The sequence below is a fragment of the Burkholderia sp. WTPI3 genome, assembly GCF_021483755.1.
Taxonomy (GTDB): Bacteria; Pseudomonadota; Gammaproteobacteria; order Burkholderiales; family Burkholderiaceae; genus Burkholderia.
On record NZ_JAGIXF010000087.1, the window covers coordinates 1 to 23,001 of the forward strand.

Below are 23,001 nucleotides of genomic sequence, written 5' to 3' on the forward strand. Positions count from 1 at the left end.
CCGGCGCGAGTACGGCTCGAGGTGCGCAGAGGCTGGGCGCTCAGGCGTCCGGATACCACGCGTCGCTGAATTCGCTGACCTGGACGTCGGTCAGCTCCGGACGTGCGGCCAGCCATGCGCGCACGTTCTCGCGGTCGGCGTCGGTCGTCGTGCCGCGCGGTGCGCCGGAGATCACGTACGCGCCGATCCCTTCGTCGGCGGACGCGACGGTCAGCAGGCCGTTCGCCTCGACGAAATCGATGAACGCGTCGATCAGCTGGCCGCGTTCGAGGTCGGACAGCTCGTTGCGGTATTGCGCGGTCGCGTTGAACGCGAGTTCCTGGAATTCGGCGATGTGGAGTTTCTTGCGCTGGCGGCGGTTGTGGCGTTGGCTCATGGTGTGTGACGAGTGAATGAGAGGTGGGAAAGGAGAGTGCGGCGGCGGCGGGCACTATTTCGACGTGCCGCGCGGTCCGGGCCGTGTGGCTGAACGCGCGAGCGTCGCGCCGTCGCGATATCGAGCTGTTGCGCGACTGCTCTGGAAACCATTGTCAAACATGGGGTCGATCTGGTTTTCGCGGTGTGGCCTGGCCCGGCGGCTGATTGCACGCATGACCGAATGATACAGGGATGGCGAATCTCTTCGGCTTTGCCAGTATCTGCGGCTATTCGAACGACGACGAGCGCCGTGCAGGATTCGAACGTTCCCGGGCATGTTTTCGCATGAGTATCGTCGTCCGGAACTCGTGCCGCTTACGCTCCGCATGCCGGGGGAAGCGATGCGCATCGGCCGATGGGCTACGGACGCGATCGAACCCGTTGCCCGGGACCAGGCCGCGCATCGGGAATAGCCGCTCGCCGATGCGTGCCGGTTGCGCGAAATTCCCGCCGTACGCGACGGCATTCGCGCAACTGCAGTCGAACGAAACGTTACATCAGCACGATGTCGTACTGTTCCTGACTCAGGTTCGACTCGACCTGCAGCGACACCGGCTTGCCGATGAAGTCGATCAGCATCGCGAGATGCTGCGATTCCTCGTCGAGGAACAGGTCGATCACCTGCTGCGCGGCGATCACGCGGAATTCGCGCGGGTTGAACTGACGCGACTCGCGCAGGATCTCGCGCAGAATGTCGTAGCACACCGTGCGCGAGGTCTTCACCTGGCCCTTGCCCTGGCACGTCGGGCACGGCTCGCACAGCACGTGCGCGAGCGACTCGCGCGTGCGCTTGCGCGTCATCTCGACGAGCCCGAGTTGCGAGAAGCCGTTGACCGTCACGCGCGTACGATCGCGCGACAGCGCCTTCTTCAGCTCGGACAGCACCGCGTCGCGATGCTCGGCGTTCTCCATGTCGATGAAGTCGATGATGATGATCCCGCCGAGGTTGCGCAGCCGCAACTGCCGCGCGATCGTATGCGCGGCTTCGAGGTTGGTCTTGAAGATCGTGTCGTCGAAGTTGCGCGCACCGACGTAGCCGCCGGTGTTCACGTCGATGGTGGTCATCGCTTCGGTCTGGTCGATCATCAGGTAGCCGCCCGACTTCAGGTCGACGCGGCGCGACAGCGCGCGCTGGATCTCCGTCTCGATGTTGTACAGGTCGAACAGCGGCCGCTCGCCGGTGTAGTGGTGCAGCTTCGGGCTCACTGCGGGCGTGAACTCGCCGGCGAATTCCGCGAGACGCTGGTACGTCTCGCGCGAGTCGACCTGGATGCGCGTCGTGTCGTCGTTCGCGAAGTCGCGCAGCACGCGTTGCGCGAGGTCGAGATCCTGGTACAGCAGGCTCGTTGCCGGCAGCCGCTGTGCCTGAGCCACGATCGTCGCCCAGGTCTTGCGCAGGTAGGTGACGTCGCCGGCCAGTTCTTCGGAGGTCGCGTCCTCGGCGATCGTGCGCACGATGTAGCCGCCTTTCTCGTCCGGCGGGATCACGGCGGTCAGGCGCGCACGCACGGCCTCGCGCTCGGCCTCGCTCTCGATCTTCTGCGAGATGCCGATGTGCGGCTCCTGCGGCAGGTAGACGAGCGTGCGGCCCGCGATGCTGACTTGCGTCGACAGCCGCGCGCCCTTCGTGCCGATCGGGTCCTTGATCACCTGGACCATCAGCGTCTGGCCTTCGAACACGGTCTTCTCGATCGGCTGGTGCGGTGCGCCCGACTGCGGCTCGCCCGCGAGGCGCGGATGCCAGATGTCGGCGACGTGCAGGAACGCCGCGCGCTCAAGGCCGATGTCGATGAACGCCGACTGCATGCCGGGCAGCACGCGCACGACCTTGCCGAGATAGATGTTGCCGACCCGTCCGCGCGACAGCGTGCGCTCGACGTGAAGCTCCTGCACCGCGCCTTGCTGCACGAGTGCGACGCGCGTTTCCTGCGGCGTGAGGTTGATCAGGATTTCTTCGTTCATGGTGGGATTCAGAAGGCGACGCGCGCAGCGCGCAGCAGCGCGGCAGTCTCAAAAAGGGGCAGACCCATGATACCCGAATGGGAACCATCGATTCGCTCGATGAATTCGGCCGCGCGCCCCTGGATCGCGTACGCGCCCGCCTTGCCGAACGGCTCGCGGGTTTCGACGTAACGCTCGAATGCGTCGCGCGGCGCGGCGGCGAAGCGCACCGACGAGCGCGACAGCGCGGGCGGCAGCAATTCGCCGTCGGCGCCGATCACGGCGACGGCGGTCAGCACTTCGTGTTCGCGACCGGCGAGCCGGGTCAGCATCGCGAGCGCGTCGTCGGCGTCGGCCGGCTTGCCGAGGATCGCGCCGTCGATCGTCACGGTGGTGTCCGCCACCAGCACGGGCGCGGCGGGCTTGCCGCTCGCGACGAGACGCGCACGCGCGGCTTGCGCCTTCGCGACGGTCACGCGCTGCACGTACGCATCGGCGGCTTCGCCGGGCAGTTCGGCTTCGAGCGCTTCGGCGTCTTCGTCGGGGCGCGGCAGCAGCAGTTCGAAGCGCACGCCGATCTGCAGCAGCAGCTCCTGGCGGCGCGGGCTTTGCGAAGCGAGGTAAAGGGTCGGAAAAAGTCGGGAGGGCGTGCTGGACGGCATGGTGTCGTTATCTCGTTGAGCGCGCGCGGCGCGCGTCACGAGGACGACGCGTCATGCGCGGTGGTAAGGATGATTCTGCGTGATGCTCCACGCCCGGTAAAGCTGTTCGGCGAGCAGCACGCGCACCATTCCGTGGGGCAGCGTCATGCTCGAGATGCGCAGCAGCAGGTCGGCGCGCGCCTTGAGTTCCGGATCGAGGCCGTCGGCGCCGCCGATCACGAACGCGACGTCGCGGCCGTCCTGCTGCCAGCCGGGCAGCGCCTGTGCGAGCTGCATCGTGGTCCAGTCGCGGCCGCGCTCGTCGAGCGCGACGATGCGCGCGCCCTTCGGCAGCGCGGCCTCGATCTTCTGCCGCTCGGCGGCCATCACGCTTTCCGCGCTACGGCCGCCCGAACGCAATTCGGGCTTGATCTCGCGCAGCTCGATGCGCAGCTCGGGCGGCATCCGCTTCGTGTATTCGTCGAAGCCGGAGGCGATCCAGCCGGGCATCTTGTGGCCGACCGCGAGGATGAAAAGTTTCATCGGGACGTCGCGACGCGTCAGCGGCGGCGGGCCGCCGTCTTGCGAGCCGGGCGTGCGGGCGCTTCTTCCTCGTCGTCCTCTTCTTCGCTGGCCGTCGCGAAGCCGTTCGGGCCCTTGCCGCCGCCGAGTTTCATCCGCACCGGCTTGTCGCCCCAGATTTCCTCGAGGTTGTAATACTGGCGCAGGGCCGGCTGCAGGATGTGCACGACCGCGTCGCCGCAGTCGACCAGCACCCATTCGCCGGTGTCTTCGCCCTCGGAGCTGACGATGTCGCCGCCGGCTTCCTTGACCTTGTCGCGCACGCTCGATGCGAGCGCCTTGGTTTGGCGGTTCGACGTGCCCGACGCGACGATCACGCGGTCGAACAGTTCGGTCAGGTGGCTGGTGTTGAACACCTTGATGTCTTGCGCCTTGATGTCTTCGAGAGCGTCGACGATCACGCGCTGCAGTTTGCGGATATCCATGGAATCAGGAATGGTAGAGACGATGTTGAAGAATATAGGCCCAGACGGCGGCCGGCACATGCTCGGCCGACGCATCGGGCATTTGCGCATGACGCGCGATGCATTCGCGCAGGTGCGCACGGATGTCGGTTGCGGCGATATCGAACGCCAGCGTCCTGTCGATCAGCAGATGGCCGCTCGGCGTGGCTTGCAGCACGTCGGCACCGGCCTGCCGCCGCGCGATTTCCTGCGTGACGTCGGGCGGCGCCGCGTCGAGCTCGAAGCCCGGGCGCGTCGACGCGCAGATGTGCGCGTAGTCGAACAGCTTGCGCCAGTCGCGCCACGTGTCGAGGCGTACCAGCTGGTCCGCGCCGATCAGCAGCGACAGCGATGCGTCGGGGCCGATGCGCTCGCGCCAGCGCGCGAGCGTCTCGACCGTATAGGTCGGGCCCTCGTGCTCGATCTCGTCGGTCGCGACGGTGACCGTCACGCCCGGCAGGGCCAGAGCGCCGGCGGCGGCGCGCGTCATCGCGAGCCGATGCTCGGCAGCCGACACGTCGCGCTTCTGGTACGGCTGCCCGGCGGGCAGCAGCGCGAGTTCGGTCAGGCCGAGCACGTCGGCGAAACGGCGCGCGAGTGCGAGGTGGCCGTCGTGGATCGGGTCGAACGTGCCGCCCAGCAGGCCGATACGACGTAACAGCGGGCGCGGCAGCGGGGCGGGGCGGGCGGTGGTGTCCAGAAAAACGTGTCCTGTTCTTGAGACGGCGGTGCGCGGCGGGCTCAGACCCAGTCGCGCGGCACGAGGAAGTCGGTCAGGCGCGCTTCCGGCGAGCCCGGCTCGGGCTGCCAGTTGTAGCGCCAGTTTGCGACCGGCGGCATCGACATCAGGATCGACTCGGTCCGGCCGCCGCTTTGCAGGCCGAACAGCGTGCCGCGGTCGAATACCAGGTTGAATTCGACGTAGCGGCCGCGCCGGTAAGTCTGGAAGTCGCGTTCGCGCTCGCCGTACGGCAGCGCGACACGGCGCTCGACGATCGGCAGGTACGCGTTCAGGAACGCGTCGCCGACGCTTTGCATCATCTCAAACGAGCGTTCGAAACCGGGCTCGGAGAAATCGTCGAAGAAGATCCCGCCGATGCCGCGCGTCTCGTTGCGGTGCTTCAGGAAGAAATACTCGTCGCACCACGTCTTGAAACGCGGGTAGAGCTCGGCGCCGAACGGATCGAGCGCGTCCTTGCAGGTCTGGTGGAAATGCCGCGCGTCGTCCTCGAACGGATAAACCGGTGTCAGATCCATTCCTCCGCCGAACCAGAAGATCGGCGCTTCGCCCGGCTTCGTCGCGATCAGCATCCGCACGTTCATGTGCACGGTCGGGCAGTACGGATTGCGCGGGTGCAGCACGAGCGACACGCCGAGCGCCTCGAAGCCGCGGCCCGCGAGCTGCGGGCGTGCCGCGCTCGCCGACGGCGGCAGCGCATCGCCCGCGACGTCGGAAAAGCCGATCCCCGCCCGCTCGAACACGCGTCCGCCTTCGAGAATCCGTGTGCAGCCGCCGCCGCGCAGGCGCTCTTCGGGCCCGCGCTGCCACGCATCGGTCGCCAGCGGCGTGCCGTCGAGCGCGCCGAGCGCGTCGGCGATGCGTGTCTGCAGGTCCTGGAGGTACGTGCGCACGCGTGCCACGTCGTAGGTCGAATCGGTCATGTCTGGACTGGGTGCCCCCGCGCGAAGCGGGGGCCGTAAAAAAGGCATCCGCCGGGCATTCTATCGAACCCGGCAGAGCAGGCCGCCGCCTGCGCAGGCAGGGCGGCGGTCAGGGCAGCGACCGGGGCCTCAGGCGCTCTTGCGGTTCAGTGCGCGGAAGCCGATGTCGCGGCGGTACTGCATGCCTTCGAAGTTGATCTGGTTGATCGTGTCGTACGCATGCTGCTGCGCTTCGCGCACCGAATCGGCGAGGCCGACCACGCACAGCACACGGCCGCCCGAGGTGACCAGCTTGTCGCCGTCGGCGAGCGTCGTGCCCGCATGGAACGTCACCGCCTGCTCGGTCTCGGCCGGGATCCCGTTGATGCGGTCGCCCTTGCGCGGCGCGTCCGGATAGCCGTGCGCGGCCAGCACGACGCCGAGCGCGGTGCGGCGGTCCCAGTCGAGCTCGACCGTGTCGAGCGTGCCCGCGATCGCCTGTTCGACGACCTTCGAGAAATCGCTCTTCAGGCGCGCCATGATCGGTTGCGTCTCGGGGTCGCCCATCCGGCAGTTGAACTCCAGCGTGCGCGGATTGCCTTCCTTGTCGATCATCAGGCCGGCGTACAGGAAGCCGGTGAAGCGGATGCCATCCTTCTCCATCCCGCGTACCGTCGGCATGATGATTTCGCGCATCACGCGTGCGTGCATCTGCGGCGTGACGATCGGCGCGGGCGAGTAGGCGCCCATGCCGCCCGTGTTCGGGCCGCGGTCCTCGTCGAGCAGGCGCTTGTGGTCCTGGCTCGAAGCCAGCGCCAGCGCGTGCTTGCCGTCGACCATCACGATGAAGCTCGCTTCCTCGCCGTCGAGGAATTCCTCGATCACGACACGCGCGCCGGCGTCGCCGAGCTTGTTGCCCGACAGCATCATGTCGACCGCGGCATGCGCCTCTTCCAGCGTCATCGCGACGACGACGCCCTTGCCGGCCGCGAGGCCGTCGGCTTTCACGACGATCGGCGCGCCCTTCGCGTCGATGTACGCGTGTGCCGCGGCCGCATCGGAGAAGGTTTCGTAGTCGGCGGTCGGAATGCCGTGGCGCTTCATGAACGCCTTCGCGAAATCCTTCGAGCTTTCAAGCTGCGCGGCTTCGCGGGTCGGGCCGAACACCTTCAGGCCGCGCGCGCGGAACAGGTTGACGATGCCGGCCGCGAGCGGCGCTTCCGGCCCGACGAGCGTGAATGCGACGCCTTCGCTTTCCGCGAAATCGGCGAGCGCGTCGAGCGACGTGATGTCGACGTTCTTCAGACGCTCGTCCTGCGCCGTGCCGCCATTGCCCGGCGCGACGTAGACCATCTGGACGCGCGGCGACTGCGCGAGCTTCCACGCCAGCGCATGTTCGCGGCCGCCGGAACCGACGACGAGTAGTTTCATGGGATTCCCCGCAGACTAGAAAACAGGGCGGCCGGCACGCTCAGGCGCGCCGGCCGCGAATTCGGTCGGGCCGCCGTCGCAACGCTGCGCACGGCGGCCCGCATGTCATTCCTCGACGATGACGGCGTTCGTATACACCTCCTGCACGTCGTCGAGGTTCTCGAGCGCGTCCAGGAGCTTCTGCATCTTCGCCGCATCGTCGCCGGTGAATTCGACTTCGTTCTGCGGCTTCATCGTCACTTCGGCGAGTTCGGCCTTGAAGCCCGCGGCTTCGAGCGCGTCCTTCACTGCCGAGAAGGCCTGCCAGTCGCACAGCACTTCGATCGAGCCGTCGTCGTTCGTGCTGACGTCGTCCGCGCCGGCTTCGAGCGCGGCTTCCATCAGCGCGTCTTCCGACGTGCCGGGCGCGAACAGGAACTGGCCGACGTGATCGAACATGAACGCGACCGAACCGTCGGTGCCCATGTTGCCGCCGAACTTCGAGAACGCGTGACGGACTTCGGCGACCGTGCGCGTGCGGTTGTCGGTCAGCGTGTCGACGATGATCGCCGCGCCGCTGATGCCGTAGCCTTCGTAACGGATTTCTTCGTAGTTCGCGCCGTCCGCGCCGCCGACGCCGCGATCGATTGCGCGCTTGACGTTGTCCTTCGGCATGTTGGCGTCGGCTGCCTTGTCGACTGCCAGGCGCAGGCGCGGGTTCGAGCTCGCGTCGCCGCCGCCGAGGCGGGCCGCGACCTGGATTTCCTTGATCAGACGGGTCCAGATCTTGCCGCGCTTCGCGTCAGCCGCTGCCTTCTTGTGCTTGATGTTGGCCCATTTCGAATGACCAGCCATACCTTTCTCCGTGCCCGGGCGCGCTGCGCGGGCGATTGTGCCAATGTGTCGTTGAATCGGCGGCCGGGTTGGCGGGCGTGATGCCGCGGGGCCGCGCGTGTCGAGTGGAACAGGATTTTATCACGCGGCGACCGTCGCTTCGGGGCCGCCGCGCATGGCCGAACGGCCGGGCGGCCGTCGCGGCTTGCCGGGCCCGTACGGCCCGGCCGTGCCGGTGCGTCAGTTCTTGGTGCCGAACAGGCGGTCGCCCGCGTCGCCCAGGCCCGGCACGATGTACGCGTGCTCGTTCAGGTGCGAGTCGAGCGACGCGACGAACAGCTTCACGTCCGGGTGCGCGTCCTGGAACACCTGCACGCCTTCGGGCGCGGCGACCAGCGCGACGAACATGATGTTCGCGGCCGGCACGTTGCGGCGCTTGAGCACGTCGACCGCGTGCACGGCCGAATAGCCGGTCGCGACCATCGGATCGCACAGGATGAAGATGCGATCCTCGAGATCGGGCAGGCGCACCAGGTATTCGACCGGGCGGTGGTCGTCGGCGCGGTATACGCCGATGTGGCCGACGCGTGCGGACGGCACCAGGTCGAGCAGGCCGTCCGACATCCCGATGCCGGCGCGCAGCACGGGCACGATCGCGAGCTTCTTGCCCGCGATCACCGGCGCGTCGACCGCCACTAGCGGGGTTTCGACCCGTTTGGTCGTGATCGGCAGGTTGCGGGTGATCTCGTAGCCCATCAGCAGCGTGATCTCGCGCAGCAACTCGCGGAACGTGCGCGTCGACGTGTCCTTGTCGCGCATGTGCGTGAGCTTGTGCTGGATCAGCGGGTGATCGGTGATGAAGAGATTCGGGAAACGGCTGTCCTGTTTCATGACGGGGTGCCTTGGCGGCAAAAGGGGATCGGGGAGCGGCGACGGGCGCGGGGCCGCCTGCCGCTTATGGCCGCAATTTTACCAAGGCGCGCCGCGCGATCCGGATATTATCGACGTCTCACGACAATCCGCGCGCCGCGCATGCCCGTTGCCGCCCGTCCGGCGGCACGGTCGGGCCGCGCCGGCGCGCGTCGCCATAAAGGAATCGACGATGGATCTCGGCATCGAAGGAAAGACCGCGCTCGTGTGCGCGGCGAGTAAGGGACTCGGGCGCGGCTGTGCGGAGGCGCTGGCCGCCGAGGGCGTGAATATCGTGATCGTCGCGCGCACGCGCGATACGCTCGAGGAAACCGCCGAGGAGATCCGCGCCGAGTCGAACGTGTCGGTTGCCGCGGTCGCATGCGACATCACGACGCCGGAAGGGCGGGCGGCCGCGCTCGCCGCGTGCCCGCAGCCCGACATTCTCGTGACGAATGCCGGCGGCCCGCCGCCCGGCGACTTCCGCGATTTCTCGCACGACGACTGGATCCGCGCGCTCGAGGCGAACATGCTCACGCCGATCGAGCTGATCCGCGCGACCGTCGACGGGATGACCGCGCGCGGCTTCGGGCGGATCGTCAACATCACGAGTTCGGCCGTGAAGGCGCCGATCGACGTGCTCGCGCTGTCGAACGGCGCGCGCTCGGGGCTGACCGGCTTCGTCGCCGGGCTGTCGCGCAAGGTGGCCGGGCAGGGCGTGACGATCAACAACCTGCTGCCGGGGCTGTTCGACACCGACCGGATCGCGACGACGCTCGCGTCGTCGGCGAAAGCACAGGGCGTGACGGTGGATGAAATGCGCGCGCGGCGCGCGAAGGAGATCCCGGTCGGGCGCCTCGGCACGCGCGCCGAATTCGGCGCGGCGTGCGCGTTCCTCTGCAGCGTGCATGCCGGCTACATCACCGGGCAGAACTGGCTGCTCGACGGCGGCGCGTATCCGGGCACGTTCTGACGCGCGCGCCCGCCATTTACCCCACGACATCAATCGAAACACGAAGGAACCGGAGATGAGCAAACCCCGCATCGCATTGATTGCGCACGACGCGAAGAAGGACGAGATCGTCGCACTCGCAGGCCAGTATCGCTCGACGCTCGCGCAATGCCGGCTGGTCGCGACGGGCACGACCGGCGGGCGCATCGCCGCCGCGCACGGGCTTGAGGTCGAGCGTAAGCTGTCGGGGCCGCTCGGCGGCGACTTGCAGATCGGTGCGGAACTGGCCGACGGCCGCGTCGACATCGTCGTGTTCCTGCGCGACCCGATGACGGCGCAGCCGCACGATCCGGACATCACCGCACTGGTGCGCGCATGCGACGTGCACGACGTGCCGGTGGCAACCAACGTGGCGACCGCGCGGATGCTGCTCGACGATCTGGCGCGGAACATGCAGGACGTCTGCTAGGCGCGGTGTTCTGGAGCGCTTCGCTTTAACGGCCGTATTCTGTCGGAAAGGATTCCGTATCCGATCGGCGGATTGCGCCGGGTGCGCGGCGAGAAATGACGGATCGGCTGGTTCGGCCATCGCGGAGAGCGCGGCATGACGTAAAACGGGACAAAGTGTGCCGAACATCATTGACGCCAGCCGGCTGGGGAACGAACGGCAGCGATCGGTCTCATACCACGCCGTCCCTCGCACGCTGGGTTCATGCAATCCGTTTTCAGTGAAAACCCTACCGATGTAAAGGGATTGCATCGACGCACTGCACGACCGCGCACGACGCGCGAGAATCGTCCGCTGCGGCCTGCGTTCACACGCATCGCCGCAGCGGTAATGTCGATGCATTCGCCGAACCGGATTTCCAGATTCCAGACAGAAGAGGAGCAAACGATGCCGAAAGCAATTCGATACGACCAGCCGGGCGGCCCGGACGTGATGAAGTGGGTCGATGTCGAGGTCGGCGCGCCGAAGGCGGGCGAAGTCCGCATCCGGCAACACGCGGTCGGGCTCAACTACATCGACGTGTATTTCCGCACGGGCCTGTATCCGCAGCCGCTGCCGGGCGGCCTCGGGATGGAGGCGGCGGGCGAGGTGACGGCAGTCGGCGACGGCGTGACCGCGTTCAAGACCGGCGACCGCGTCGCCTATGTCGGCCAGCCGCCCGGCGCATACGCGCAGGAGCGCGTGATGCCGGCCGAGCGCGTCGTGAAGCTGCCGGACGGCATCGGCTACGACGACGCGGCGTCGGTGATGCTGCAAGGCCTCACCGCGCATTACCTCCTGCGCCGCACGTACCCGGTGAAGGTCGGCGACACGATCCTGATCCACGCGGCGGCCGGCGGTGTCGGGCTGCTCGTGTGCCAGTGGGCGAAGGCGCTCGGCGCGACCGTGATCGGTACCGTCGGCTCCGACGAAAAGGCCGAACTCGCGAAGACGCACGGCTGCGACCACCCGATCGTCTACACGCGCGAGAACTTCACGCAGTGCGTGAAGGAAATCACGAACGGTGCGGGCGTGCCGGTCGTCTATGATTCGATCGGCAAGGACACCTACGTCGGTTCGCTCGACAGCCTCGCGCCGCTCGGCTACTTCGTCAGCTTCGGCAACGCGTCGGGTCCGCTGCCGCCGATCGACTCGAAGGAATTCTCGTCGCGCGGCTCGCTGTTCTTCACGCGTCCGACGCTGTTCTCGTACATCGCGAAGCGCGCCGATCTCGAAGCCGCGGCCGCCGAGCTGTTCGACGTGATCCTGTCGGGCAAGGTGAAGACGAGCATCAACCAGCGCTATCCGCTCGCGGAAGTCGGCCGCGCGCATACCGATCTCGAAGCGCGCAAGACCACCGGCTCGACGATCCTCGTTCCCTGACGCATCCCGTTCGTGCCGGCGCCACGCCGGCACGTCCCGTTGCGGGGGGCGCCGGCGTGCCGCCCGTCTTGTCTCCCGACCCGCCCGAAGTCCCGCCGCACGTTCGGCGCGTCGTTTTCCGCCGCACGCGGTTACGCGTTTTTTACACCCGCCCCGACAGCTTTGACCCGCCCTTTACACTCGTTCCCATAAGGTTCTAGTTGTCTGATTTCGACGACGGAGAACACAAAAATGGATGGGGTTTTCATCGGCGCACTGGTGCTCTTCACCGCGCTGATCCTCGGTTTGCTTGCCGGTTGCGAGAAGCTTGCGCAATACGGCCGCGGGGGACGCGCATGACCTGGATGCTTTGGCTGGCGGGCGCCTCGACGGCCCTGCTGTTCGCGTATCTCGTCTTTGCGCTGTTGCGCGCGGAGGACATCGAATGAACGCGAACAATCTGTTGCAGACGCTGCTGTTCATCGTCGTGCTGCTTGCGGCCGCCGTGCCGTGCGCGCGCTACCTGACGAACGTGATGGACGGCAGCTCGCGCGTGGTGCGCGTGTTCGGGCCGCTCGAGCGCGCGCTGTACCGCATCGCCGGCGTCGATGCCGGCACCGAAATGAACTGGAAGCAGTACGCGATCGCGACGATCGCATTCAACGCGCTCGGCGCGCTGTTCCTGTACGGCCTGCTGCGCCTGCAGGGCTTGCTGCCGGGGAATCCGCAGCAATTCGGTGCGATGACGGCCGACGGCGCGTTCAACACGGCGGTGAGCTTCGTCACCAACACGAACTGGCAGGACTACACGCCCGAACAGACGGTCAGCTATCTGACGCAGATGCTCGGCCTGACCGTGCAGAACTTCCTGTCGGCGGCCACCGGCGTCGTCGTCGTGATCGCGCTGATTCGTGGCTTCGCGCGCCACACCGCGCAGACGATCGGCAACTTCTGGGTCGACCTCACACGCGTGACAATGTACGTGCTCGTGCCGATGGCGGTGGTGATCGCCGCGCTGCTGATGAGCCAGGGCGTGATCCAGAACATGAAGGCGTACCAGGACGTGCCGGTGCTGCAGTCGAGCACCTACGCGGCGCCGAAGCTCGACGCGCAGGGCAACCCGGTAAAGGACGACAAGGGCAACCCGGTGACGGTGCCGACTCCGCTCACGAAGCAGACGCTCGCGATGGGGCCGGTGGCATCCCAGGAAGCGATCAAGATGCTCGGCACCAACGGCGGCGGCTTTTTCAACGCGAACTCCGCGCATCCGTACGAGAACCCGACGCCGTTCTCGAACTTCATCCAGATCTTCGCGATCCTGATCATCCCGGCCTCGCTGTGCCTGGTGTTCGGCCGAATGATCGGCGACCGCCGGCAGGGCGTCGCGGTGCTCGCGGCGATGACGGTCGCGTTCGCGGTCGCGATCGGCGTCGAGGTGAGCGCCGAGCAGGCCGGCAACCCGACGTTCGCCGCGCTGCACGTCGACCAGTCGGCGAGCGCGCTGCAGCCGGGCGGCAACATGGAAGGCAAGGAAACGCGCTTCGGGATCGCGCAGACCGGCATCTTCACGGTCGCGACCACGGCCGCGTCGTGCGGCGCGGTCGACACGATGCACGATTCGCTGACCCCGCTCGGCGGCCTCGTGCCGATGCTGCTGATGCAGCTTGGCGAGGTGATCTTCGGCGGCGTCGGCTCCGGCCTTTACGGGATGCTCGTGTTCGCACTGCTCGCGGTGTTCGTCGCGGGCCTGATGATCGGCCGCACGCCCGAATACGTCGGCAAGAAGATCGAGTCGTACGAGATGAAGATGGTGTCCATCGTCGTCCTGCTCACGCCGTTGCTCGTGCTGGTCGGCACGTCGATCGCGGTGCTCGCCGATGCGGGCCGTGCCGGCATCGCGAACCCGGGCCCGCACGGCTTCTCGGAAATCCTGTACGCGTTCAGCTCGGCCGCGAACAACAACGGCAGCGCGTTCGCGGGCCTGACGGTCGGCACGCCGTTCTACAACTCGATGACCGCGATCGCGATGTGGTTCGGTCGTTTCGGCACGATCGTGCCGGTGCTGGCGATCGCCGGCTCGCTCGCCGCGAAAAAGCGCATCGCCGCGACGAGCGGCACGCTGCCGACGCACGGTCCGCTGTTCGTCGTGCTGCTGCTCGGCACCGTGATGCTGGTGGGCGCGCTGACCTACGTGCCGGCGCTGGCGCTCGGCCCCGGCGTCGAGCATCTGATGATGTGGCTGGGCGCGTGAACGCGCGCCCGCATGGCGACACCTTGAAAAAGACTGAAGAGATTGAAGAGATCGCAATGACTCAACATTCCGCAACACGGTCCATGTTCGATCCGGCGCTGCTGCGTCCGGCGATCGTGGATTCGTTCAAGAAACTCACGCCGCGCACGCAGTTCCGCAACCCCGTGATGTTCTGCGTGTACGTGGGCAGCATCCTCACCACGATCCTGTGGATTGCGGCACTCGTTGGCCAGGCCGAGGCGCCCGCGGGTTTCATCCTCGCCATCGCGCTGTGGCTGTGGTTCACGGTGCTGTTCGCGAACTTCGCCGAAGCGCTCGCGGAAGGACGCTCGAAGGCGCAGGCCGCATCGCTGCGCAGCGCGAAGAAGGACGTGATGGCGAAGAAGCTCAACGAGCCGCATCCGAAGTCGCCGATCCGCATCATGACCGCGTCCGACCTGCGCAAGGGGGATGTCGTGCTGGTCGAGGCCGGCGACGTGATCCCGGCCGACGGCGAAGTCGTCGACGGTGTCGCATCGGTCGACGAGTCGGCAATCACGGGCGAATCCGCGCCGGTGATCCGCGAATCGGGCGGCGACTTCTCGTCGGTGACGGGCGGCACGCGCGTGCTGTCCGACTGGATCGTCGTGAAAGTCACCGCCAACCCCGGCGAGGCGTTCCTCGACCGGATGATCGCGATGGTCGAAGGCGCGAAGCGCAAGAAGACGCCGAACGAAATCGCGCTGACGATCCTGCTGGTCGCGCTGACGATCGTGATGCTGCTCGCGACCGCCACGCTGCTGCCGTTCTCGATGTTCTCGGTCGAGGCGATGAAGGCCGGCCACGTGGTGACGATCACGGCGCTCGTCGCGCTGCTCGTATGCCTGATCCCGACGACGATCGGCGGTCTGCTGTCGGCGATCGGCGTGGCGGGGATGAGCCGGATGATGCAGGCGAACGTGATCGCGACGTCGGGCCGCGCGGTGGAAGCGGCGGGCGACGTCGACGTGCTGCTGCTCGACAAGACCGGCACGATCACGCTCGGCAACCGCCAGGCGTCGGCGTTCGTGCCCGCGCCGGGCGTGACCGAGGAAGCGCTGGCCGATGCCGCGCAACTGTCGTCGCTCGCCGACGAAACACCGGAAGGCCGCAGCATCGTGGTGCTGGCCAAGGAACGTTTCAATATTCGCCAGCGCGACATGGCGCAACTGCACGCGACGTTCCTCGGCTTTTCCGCGCAGACGCGGATGAGCGGCGTCGATCTGTCCCCCAAGGGGACTTCCTCCGGGGCGCCGGAGCGCGAGATCCGCAAGGGCGCGGCCGATGCGATCCGCCGCTATGTCGAGACGCACGGCAGCCGCTTCCCGGAAGAGGTGCGTCGCGCGGTCGACGAGGTCGCGCGGCGCGGCAGCACGCCGCTCGTCGTGGCCGACCTGCATGACGGCGCGGCACGCGTGCTCGGCGTGATCGAGCTGAAGGACATCGTGAAGGGCGGCATCAAAGAGCGCTTCGCGGAGCTGCGCAAGATGGGCATCAAGACCGTGATGGTGACGGGCGACAACCGGCTGACGGCCGCGGCGATCGCGGCGGAAGCGGGCGTCGACGATTTCCTCGCGGAAGCGACGCCGGAAACCAAGCTCGCGACGATCCGCGAGCACCAGGCGGCCGGCCGGCTCGTCGCGATGACGGGCGACGGCACCAACGACGCGCCGGCGCTCGCGCAGGCCGACGTGGCGGTCGCGATGAATACCGGCACGCAGGCGGCGAAGGAAGCCGGCAACATGGTCGACCTCGACTCGAATCCGACCAAGCTGATCGAGATCGTCGAGATCGGCAAGCAGATGCTGATGACGCGCGGCTCGCTGACGACCTTCTCGATCGCGAACGACATCGCGAAGTACTTCGCGATCATCCCGGCCGCGTTCGTGACGACATACCCGCAGTTGCGCGTGCTCGACATCATGCACCTCACGTCGCCGGCGTCGGCGATCCTGTCGGCGGTGATCTTCAACGCGCTGATCATCGTCGCACTGATCCCGCTCGCGCTGAAGGGCGTCACGTACCGGCCGCTCGGCGCCGCTTCGCTGTTGCGCCGCAACCTGCTGGTGTACGGCCTGGGTGGCGTGCTGTTGCCGTTCCCGTTCATCAAGCTGATCGACATGACGCTCGCGGCGCTCGGCTGGGCCTGATGCGCCGCATTTGAAGGAAGACCCATCATGAAAACGTTGATTCGCCCGCTCGTCGTGATCTTTGTCGTGCTGACCGCCGTGACGGGGCTCGCTTACCCCGCCGTGATGACCGTGTTCGGCCAGGCCGTGTTTCCGTCGCAGGCCAACGGCAGCCTGATCGAGAAGGACGGCAAGGTGGTCGGCTCCGCGCTGATCGGCCAGTCGTTCGATGCGCCGAAGTATTTCTGGGGCCGGCTGTCGGCCACGTCGCCGATGCCGTACAACGCGGCCGGCTCGGGCGGCTCGAACCTCGGCCCGCTGAACCCGTCGCTCGCCGACCAGGTGAAGGGGCGCATCGCCGCGCTGCGCGACGCGGGCACCGACCTGTCGAAGCCGGTGCCGGTCGATCTCGTGACGGCGTCCGCCAGCGGTCTCGATCCGGAGATCACGCCGGCCGCCGCCGCGTATCAGGTCGAGCGCGTCGCGAAGGCGCGCAACCTGACGCCGGACGCGGTCGCGCAGCTCGTCGCCGCGAACACGACGGGCCGCCAGTTCGGCATGCTCGGCGAGCCGCGCGTGAACGTGCTGAAGCTGAATCTCGCACTCGACGCGGCGCCGGCCGCGCACTGAATGCAGGGGCAGCCCGGCGCGGCTTGCTGCGCGCCGGGTCCGATTCGTGACCGACGGCGCATGCGCCGTCTTTGCCTTTGCGGCGATTTGGAACAACAATGCCAGTACTCGCGCGTAACCCGGCGCTCCGCCCTCCCGACGCATGAACCGCCCCGATCCAGACCAACTCCTCGACAAGCTGCAGCGAGACGAAGAAAAGCAGCGGCGCGGCCAGCTCAAGATCTTCTTCGGTGCGTCCGCAGGCGTCGGCAAGACCTACGCGATGCTGCAGGCCGCGCGCCAGCGCCTGCAGGACGGCGTCGACGTCGTCGTCGGTATCGTCGAAACCCACGGCCGCAGCGAAACCGCCGCGCTGCTCGACGGGCTGGACGTGCTGCCGCTCGCGCGCATCGACTATCGCGGCCGCACGCTCGCCGAGTTCGATCTCGATGGCGCGCTCGCGCGTGCGCCGCAATTGATCCTCGTCGACGAACTCGCGCATTCGAACGTGCAGGGCGCGCGGCACCTGAAGCGCTGGCAGGACGTTTACGAACTGCTCGACGCGGGCATCGACGTGTATACGACCGTCAACGTCCAGCATCTCGAAAGCCTGAACGACGTGGTCGGCGCGATCACCGGCATTCGCGTGTGGGAGACCGTGCCCGACCGCGTGTTCGACGCGGCCGACGAGGTTACGCTGGTCGACCTGCCGGCCGAGGAACTGCTCGAGCGGATGCGCGACGGCAAGGTCTATCTCGCGCAGCAGGCCGAACGCGCGGTGCGCAACTTTTTCCGCAAGGGCAACCTAATCGCACTGCGCGAACTGGCGTTGCGGCGCACGGCCGATCGTGTCGACGCGCAGATGCGCGAGTACCGCGCGGATCGCTCGATCCAGCGCATCTGGCAGGCGCGCGAGCGGCTGCTGGTGTGCGTCGGGCCAGGGCCCGAGGCGCCGACGCTCGTGCGCGCGGCCGCACGGCTCGCCGCGAGCGTGAAGGCTGACTGGATCGCCGTGTATGTCGAGACGCCGCGGCTGCAGCGGCTGCCCGACGCGCAGCGGCAACGCACGCTCGACGCGCTGAAGCTCGCGGCCGAGCTCGGTGCGGAGACTGCCACGCTTGCCGGCGACGATGCGGTCGCCGCGCTGATCGGCTATGCGAAGGTGCGCAACGTGTCGAAGGTCGTCGCGGGCGGCTCGCCGAAGGTCGGGCTCGCGCGCCGTTTCGCGCGGCCGTTCGGCGAGAAGCTGGCCGAACGCGCGGGCGACGTCGACCTGATGCTGATCCGCGCGTCGGCGGGCGACGACGCGCGCTCAGCGCCGATCGACCCGCGCGTGCGCGACTGGCGCAATGCGTTCGCGCAGTTCGGCACGCACCGTTCGCCGCCCCGGCACTACGCGTACGCGGCCGCGATCTGCGCGGCGATCACGGTCATAGCGAGTGTCGTGGCGGAGCGGCTCGACCTCACGAACCTCGTGATGCTGTACCTGCTCGGCGTCGTGTTCTCGGCCGTGCGGCTCGGGCGCGGCCCGGGCGTGCTGCAATCGTTCCTGTCGGTCGCCGCGTTCGACTTCTTCTTCGTGCCGCCGCGCATGTCGTTCTCGGTCAGCGATACGCAATACCTGCTGACCTTCTTCGGAATGCTGCTGACGTCGCTCGTGATCAGCCACCTGACGTCGACGCTCACGCGCCAGGCGAGCATCGCGCAGCGCCGCGAACGCCGCACCGGCGCGATCTATGCGATGGCGCGCGAACTGGGCGCCGCGCTGACGATCGAGCAGATCGTCGAGATCGGCAGCCGCCACGTCGGCGAGGTGTTTCGCGCGCGCGTCGCGTTCCTGCTGCCCGACAGCGCGGACCAGGTACGGCAGAAGCTCGAGGATCCCGACGCGGCCGTCACGCTGACGGGCACGGAACTCGACTGCGACGTCGGCCAGTGGGTGTACGACCAGCAGAAGCCGGCCGGCCGCGGCACCGACACGCTGCCCGCGGCCGCCGCGCTGTACCTGCCGCTGAAGGCGCCGATGCGCACGCGCGGCGTGCTCGCGGTGGCGTCGCGCGAGCCGCGCGAACTCGAGGTGCCCGAGCAGCAGCGGATGCTCGACGCGTTCGCCGCGCAGATCGCGCTCGCGCTGGAGCGCGTGCACTACGTCGAGATCGCGCGCGATGCGCTCGTCAGCATGGAGTCCGAGCGGCTGCGCAACTCGCTGCTGTCGGCGATCTCGCACGACCTGCGCACGCCGCTCACGACGATCGTCGGCTTCTCGTCGATGCTCGCGAACGCACGCGCGGCCGCGCCGCGCACGCAGACCGACGACGCGACGGCCGAGCGCAGCGCGCAGCGCGAAGGCGAGCTCGTCGATGCGATCCACGACGAAGCGCTGCGAATGACCGGCATCGTCACGAACCTGCTAGACATGGCGCGGCTGCAGGCCGGCAGCCTGCAGCTCAAGCGCCAGTGGTCGCTGCTCGAGGAAACCGTCGGCGCGGCGCTGGCCGCATGCAAGCGCGTGCTTGCGCACCATCCCGCACGTGTATCGTTGCCGGCCGACCTGCCGCTGTTGCGGATGGACGCGGTGCTGATGGAGCGGCTGTTCACGAACCTGTTCGAGAACGCGGCGAAGTACACGCCGTCCGGCGCGCCGCTCGACATCGGCGCGGAGTGCGTGACCGACGACGGGCAACCGTTCGTGCGCGTGCACGTCGACGATCACGGCCCGGGCCTGCCGGCCGGGATGGAGACGCGGATCTTCGACAAGTTCACGCGCGGCGAGAAGGAATCGGCGACGCCGGGCATCGGGCTCGGCCTCGCGATCTGCCGCGCGATCGTCGAGGCCCACGGCGGTAGAATCGGCGCGCTCAACCGTACCGGGCCCGACGGCCGCGTGACGGGGGCGCGCTTCTGGTTCACGCTGCCGGTCGATACGCCGCCGGCCGTGCCTGCCGTACCCGATGACGATATCGACGCGCCCGGCGCATCGTCCCCATCCGAGCCATTGCCAGACCATGAGTGAACCGAGCCTGACCGTCGTCCTGATCGAGGACGAAAAACAGATCCGCCGCTTCGTGCGCGCCGCGCTCGAAGAGGAGGACATCGCCGTATTCGAGGCGGAGACGGGCAAGCAGGGGCTGATCGACGCGGCGACGCGCAAGCCCGATCTGGTGATCGTCGACCTCGGCCTGCCCGACACCGACGGCCTCGACGTGATCCGCGAGTTGCGCGGCTGGTCCGAGGTGCCGGTGATCGTGCTGTCCGCGCGAACGCAGGAAGAGGAGAAGGTTGCCGCGCTCGACGCCGGCGCCGACGACTACCTGACCAAACCGTTCGGCGTGTCCGAGTTGCGTGCACGGATGCGCGCGCAACTGCGCCGGCGCAACCAGGGCGGTGCGAGCGAGTCGCCGAAGGTGAACTTCGGCAGCGTGACCGTCGATCTCGCGCTGCGCCAGGTCTGGCGCGACGGCGAGATCGTGCACCTGACGCCGCTCGAATACCGGCTGCTCGCGACGCTCGTGCGGCACGCGGGGCGCGTGCTCACGCACCGCCAGTTGCTGCGCGACGTATGGGGACCGTCGCACGTCGAAAGCCATCACTATCTGCGCATCTACATGGCGCATCTGCGCCAGAAGCTCGAACGCGATCCCGCGCAGCCCGAGCACATCGTGACCGAGACGGGCGTCGGCTATCGGCTCGTCGGCGCCGCGTGACGTTCGCGGCCGGAAAGCAAGCGCGCTCAATGTGAAAGTTGCATCGGCGCGACATTGCCGGCGCGCGAGCCGGCCGCGCACACTGGTTGCGGATTCCCCGCTATGCTGACCGTTCCGAGAACGAAATCGAGGAGCGTGCAATGTCCGTCCGTCTGGTCGTCATCTGTGCGCTGGCGCTCGCTGCGCCCGGCGCGTTCGCGCAGCCGCTTCCTCCCGGTCAGCAGCCTTCGTCGCCGCAGTCCGCGCTCGCCAGTCCGGCGTCGGTCAACTGCGAGAAACTCGGCGGCCGCCACGTGATCCGCAACCTGCCCCGCGGGCAGGTCGGGATGTGCGTGTTCAAGGACGGCCGCGTATGCGACGAATGGGCGCTGTATCGCGACGACCGCTGCGTCGGCGGCGGCGCAGCCAAGCGCGTGTCGAACTGAGCGGTTGAACTGCCGAACCGCCGCTCGCGGCAGGCGGACCGGTGCCCGCCGGGCCATGCCGCGGCCGGATTCCCCGTTCGAGCGTGGCGGGCAACATCCGGCGCGTCCGTAAGCATCTTGTTATACTCGGCGCCGCCCGGGGACGACCCCGGGTCATTCGCTTCAACGGGGACGGCCCCATCCGATACGGAGTACGTCGAGATGGCGTGGGTATTGTTGTTTATCGCCGGTTTGCTGGAAGTGGCCTGGGCGGCCGGCATGAAATCGTCCGAGGGTTTCACGCGGCTCGGACCGTCGGTGTTTACGATCGTGACGGCGCTGGCCAGCTTCGGGCTGCTCGCGGTCGCGATGCGCCAGTTGCCGCTCGGCACGGCGTATGCGGTGTGGACGGGCATCGGCGCGGTCGGCGCGTTCGTGTTCGGCATCGTGATGATGGGCGAGGCGCTGACCGTCGCCCGTGTCGCGAGCGCATCTCTGATCGTGCTCGGGCTGATCGGCCTGAAACTGTCGTCGGCCGCCTGAGGCCGGCATGCCGGGTGCGCTTGCGCCCGGTCGCCCGGCCGTGACGCACTGCGGAATTGCGCCGGCCATCCTGATAGCCTGTCTATAATGGAACGCATTCGGACCTGAATGCCGTTTCGCCGTCCCCGGCGGGCGGCGCCGGTCGCCACGCGCCGCGCGGCCGGTCATGCGACCCGATCCGATCAATCGGCAAAAGCGCACGCAAAGTGCAAGGAGAGGGCCATGATCGAAGCCATTTCGCTCGGCGCGGGGCTCGCGTGGGCGAGCGGGCTGCGCCTGTACCTGACGGTGCTGATCGCCGGCGTGCTCGCGCGGGCCGGCTGGCTTCATCTGCCCGATACGCTCGCCGTCCTCACGTCGCCGTGGGTCATCGGCGCCGCAGCCGTGCTCGCCGTTACCGAATTCCTTGCCGACAAGATTCCCGCGTTCGATTCGCTGTGGGACGCCGTGCATACGTTCATCCGCATTCCGGCCGGCGCGGTGCTGGCCGCCGGTGCACTCGGCCATGCCGACCCGACCGTGCTCGCGGTCGCCGGGCTGGCCGGCGGTTCGCTCGCCGGTGCCGCGCACATCACGAAGGCCGGCACGCGCGCACTGATCAACCTGTCTCCCGAACCGATCTCGAACTGGATCGCATCGTCGACCGAGGACGGTCTCGTGTTCGGCGGCCTTGCGCTCGCGTTTTTCGTCCCGCTGGCTTTCCTCGTGCTGCTCGCCGCGTTCATCGTCGCGTCGGCGTGGGCGCTGCCGCGTCTGTGGCGTGGCGTGTCGGGCGGATTCCGCGGGATGGCGAACCATATGGTGTCGCGGCTCAACTCGATCGGGGGCAAGCGCGATTGAAGGCGCAGTCGTCCGTCGAGCGGCAGCACGCTGATTCGTCCGCACCCGGGCCGCGCGGCCACGCCGGCCGCTTCGGCTGGCACGACCTGATCCGCCAGGCCGCGCGGATGACCGCGCGCGACTGGCGCGCCGGCGAGTTGACGCTGCTCGTGCTGGCGCTGGTGCTCGCGGTCGCGGCGCTGACGAGCGTCGGTTTTCTCGCCGACCGGCTGCGTCAGGGGCTCGAGCGCGATGCGCGCCAGATGCTCGGTGCCGATTTCGTCGTGCGCGCCGATCATCCCGTCGATCCGTCGTTCGACCGCGACGCGCGCGCACTCGGCCTGCGTACCGCGACAACCGCGATTTTCCCGAGCATGATCGCAGCGGCCGCGGGCGGGCAGGCGAGCGGTGCCGCGCCCACGCGCCTCGCGGCCGTGAAGGCCGTATCGCCCGGGTATCCGCTGCGCGGTGCGGTCGAGATCGTGCCGGCCGGTGCCGCCGCCGCGCACAAGGCGACCGCGATTCCGGCCCCCGGCACCGTGTGGGCCGATCCCGCGCTGCTCGATGCGCTGCATCTGCGAGCAGGCGACACCGTGCGCGTCGGGCTGCGCACGTTCACGGTCGCCGCGTCGATTTCCCGCGAGCTCGATCGCGGCTTCTCGTTCGTCAATTTCTCGCCGCGGCTGATGATGCGCGCGGACGAACTCGCCGCGACCGGGCTCGTCGGCTATGGCAGCCGCGTCACGTACCGGCTGCTGGTTGCCGGCGATTCGCAGGCCGTCGCACGCTTCGAGGCGTATGCGCACGGTCGCGTCGACGGCGGCAAGCTGCGCGGCGTCGGACTCGAATCGCTGCAGGAAGGGCAGCCGCAGGTGCGGCAGACGCTCGATCGCGCGCGCCATTTC

23 protein-coding genes are annotated in these 23,001 nt (G+C 68.0%); 13 read left to right on the top strand and 10 right to left on the bottom strand.

The genetic code is table 11. The features are described 5' to 3' along the window. Window positions 1-40: 40 nt before the first annotated feature. From J7024_RS30505 to upp, 10 genes are all read right to left on the bottom strand, one after another. Window positions 41-376, bottom strand: coding sequence for a YggL family protein (locus J7024_RS30505; protein WP_124827608.1), 336 nt, complete (start codon window positions 374-376; stop codon window positions 41-43). Between the two features lie 533 nt (window positions 377-909). Beyond that, window positions 910-2,379, bottom strand: a complete 1,470-nt coding sequence (gene rng / locus J7024_RS30510; protein WP_124827607.1) for a ribonuclease G — start codon at window positions 2,377-2,379, stop codon at window positions 910-912. An 8-nt stretch (window positions 2,380-2,387) separates the two neighbouring features. Next, window positions 2,388-3,020, bottom strand: coding sequence for a Maf family protein (locus J7024_RS30515; RefSeq protein WP_124827606.1), 633 nt, complete (start codon window positions 3,018-3,020; stop codon window positions 2,388-2,390). 51 nt (window positions 3,021-3,071) lie between these two features. Further along, complete coding sequence (gene rlmH, locus J7024_RS30520; RefSeq protein WP_044844705.1) at window positions 3,072-3,542, bottom strand: 23S rRNA (pseudouridine(1915)-N(3))-methyltransferase RlmH; 471 nt, start codon at window positions 3,540-3,542, stop codon at window positions 3,072-3,074. Between the two features lie 17 nt (window positions 3,543-3,559). Beyond that, on the bottom strand, window positions 3,560-4,006 hold the full coding sequence (gene rsfS / locus J7024_RS30525; protein WP_124827605.1) for a ribosome silencing factor: 447 nt from the start codon (window positions 4,004-4,006) through the stop codon (window positions 3,560-3,562). A 4-nt stretch (window positions 4,007-4,010) separates the two neighbouring features. Beyond that, window positions 4,011-4,769: a nicotinate-nucleotide adenylyltransferase gene (locus tag J7024_RS30530; protein WP_390679664.1), complete on the bottom strand. Its 759-nt coding sequence runs from the start codon at window positions 4,767-4,769 to the stop codon at window positions 4,011-4,013. Beyond that, window positions 4,766-5,686: an oxygen-dependent coproporphyrinogen oxidase gene (hemF, locus tag J7024_RS30535; RefSeq protein ID WP_175751212.1), complete on the bottom strand. Its 921-nt coding sequence runs from the start codon at window positions 5,684-5,686 to the stop codon at window positions 4,766-4,768. Before hemF ends, J7024_RS30530 begins: the two co-directional genes overlap by 4 nt. A gap of 129 nt (window positions 5,687-5,815) precedes the next feature. After that, window positions 5,816-7,096 (bottom strand): phosphoribosylamine--glycine ligase, encoded by a 1,281-nt coding sequence (gene purD / locus J7024_RS30540; protein WP_124827602.1) that lies wholly within the window; start codon window positions 7,094-7,096, stop codon window positions 5,816-5,818. Window positions 7,097-7,201: 105 nt separating this feature from the next. Continuing rightward, a complete protein-coding gene (locus J7024_RS30545) occupies window positions 7,202-7,930 on the bottom strand; it encodes a YebC/PmpR family DNA-binding transcriptional regulator (protein ID WP_044844700.1) in 729 nt (242 codons plus the stop codon). A 219-nt stretch (window positions 7,931-8,149) separates the two neighbouring features. After that, window positions 8,150-8,800, bottom strand: coding sequence for a uracil phosphoribosyltransferase (gene upp, locus J7024_RS30550; protein WP_006481871.1), 651 nt, complete (start codon window positions 8,798-8,800; stop codon window positions 8,150-8,152). A 211-nt stretch (window positions 8,801-9,011) separates the two neighbouring features. Here upp and J7024_RS30555 point away from each other — a divergent pair, with 211 nt between their 5' ends. The 13 genes from J7024_RS30555 to J7024_RS30615 all read left to right on the top strand — a co-directional run. Then, window positions 9,012-9,791: an SDR family oxidoreductase gene (locus J7024_RS30555; RefSeq protein WP_124827601.1), complete on the top strand. Its 780-nt coding sequence runs from the start codon at window positions 9,012-9,014 to the stop codon at window positions 9,789-9,791. A 55-nt stretch (window positions 9,792-9,846) separates the two neighbouring features. Further along, window positions 9,847-10,239 (top strand): methylglyoxal synthase, encoded by a 393-nt coding sequence (locus J7024_RS30560; RefSeq protein ID WP_124827600.1) that lies wholly within the window; start codon window positions 9,847-9,849, stop codon window positions 10,237-10,239. Window positions 10,240-10,665: 426 nt separating this feature from the next. After that, window positions 10,666-11,640, top strand: coding sequence for a quinone oxidoreductase family protein (locus J7024_RS30565; protein ID WP_175761471.1), 975 nt, complete (start codon window positions 10,666-10,668; stop codon window positions 11,638-11,640). A 335-nt stretch (window positions 11,641-11,975) separates the two neighbouring features. Continuing rightward, window positions 11,976-12,068 (top strand): K(+)-transporting ATPase subunit F, encoded by a 93-nt coding sequence (gene kdpF, locus J7024_RS30570; RefSeq protein ID WP_006752209.1) that lies wholly within the window; start codon window positions 11,976-11,978, stop codon window positions 12,066-12,068. After that, window positions 12,065-13,870, top strand: coding sequence for a potassium-transporting ATPase subunit KdpA (gene kdpA / locus J7024_RS30575; protein ID WP_124827598.1), 1,806 nt, complete (start codon window positions 12,065-12,067; stop codon window positions 13,868-13,870). The genes kdpF and kdpA overlap by 4 nt, the downstream gene beginning before the upstream one ends. Window positions 13,871-13,926: 56 nt before the next feature. Next, the gene (gene kdpB / locus J7024_RS30580) at window positions 13,927-16,038 is read left to right on the top strand and encodes a potassium-transporting ATPase subunit KdpB (protein WP_124827597.1); all 2,112 of its coding nucleotides are present in this window, start codon (window positions 13,927-13,929) and stop codon (window positions 16,036-16,038) included. A gap of 27 nt (window positions 16,039-16,065) precedes the next feature. Continuing rightward, the gene (gene kdpC / locus J7024_RS30585; protein WP_124827596.1) at window positions 16,066-16,647 is read left to right on the top strand and encodes a potassium-transporting ATPase subunit KdpC; all 582 of its coding nucleotides are present in this window, start codon (window positions 16,066-16,068) and stop codon (window positions 16,645-16,647) included. 142 nt (window positions 16,648-16,789) lie between these two features. Then, window positions 16,790-19,639 carry a sensor histidine kinase gene (locus J7024_RS30590; RefSeq protein WP_124827595.1) on the top strand — a complete coding sequence of 950 codons (2,850 nt, stop codon included), beginning with the start codon at window positions 16,790-16,792 and terminating at the stop codon, window positions 19,637-19,639. Then, window positions 19,632-20,330 carry a two-component system response regulator KdpE gene (kdpE, locus tag J7024_RS30595; protein WP_124827594.1) on the top strand — a complete coding sequence of 233 codons (699 nt, stop codon included), beginning with the start codon at window positions 19,632-19,634 and terminating at the stop codon, window positions 20,328-20,330. Before J7024_RS30590 ends, kdpE begins: the two co-directional genes overlap by 8 nt. A gap of 140 nt (window positions 20,331-20,470) precedes the next feature. Continuing rightward, window positions 20,471-20,755 carry a putative hemolysin gene (locus J7024_RS30600; RefSeq protein ID WP_124827593.1) on the top strand — a complete coding sequence of 95 codons (285 nt, stop codon included), beginning with the start codon at window positions 20,471-20,473 and terminating at the stop codon, window positions 20,753-20,755. 201 nt (window positions 20,756-20,956) lie between these two features. After that, window positions 20,957-21,277, top strand: a complete 321-nt coding sequence (sugE, locus tag J7024_RS30605; protein WP_098551031.1) for a quaternary ammonium compound efflux SMR transporter SugE — start codon at window positions 20,957-20,959, stop codon at window positions 21,275-21,277. Between the two features lie 222 nt (window positions 21,278-21,499). Next, entirely contained in the window at window positions 21,500-22,117 is a 618-nt protein-coding gene (locus tag J7024_RS30610; RefSeq protein ID WP_096507648.1) for a DUF4126 domain-containing protein, read from the top strand. Continuing rightward, on the top strand, window positions 22,114-23,001 hold an 888-nt coding region (locus J7024_RS30615; RefSeq protein WP_327796273.1), incomplete at its 3' end, for an ABC transporter permease. The genes J7024_RS30610 and J7024_RS30615, both read left to right, overlap by 4 nt.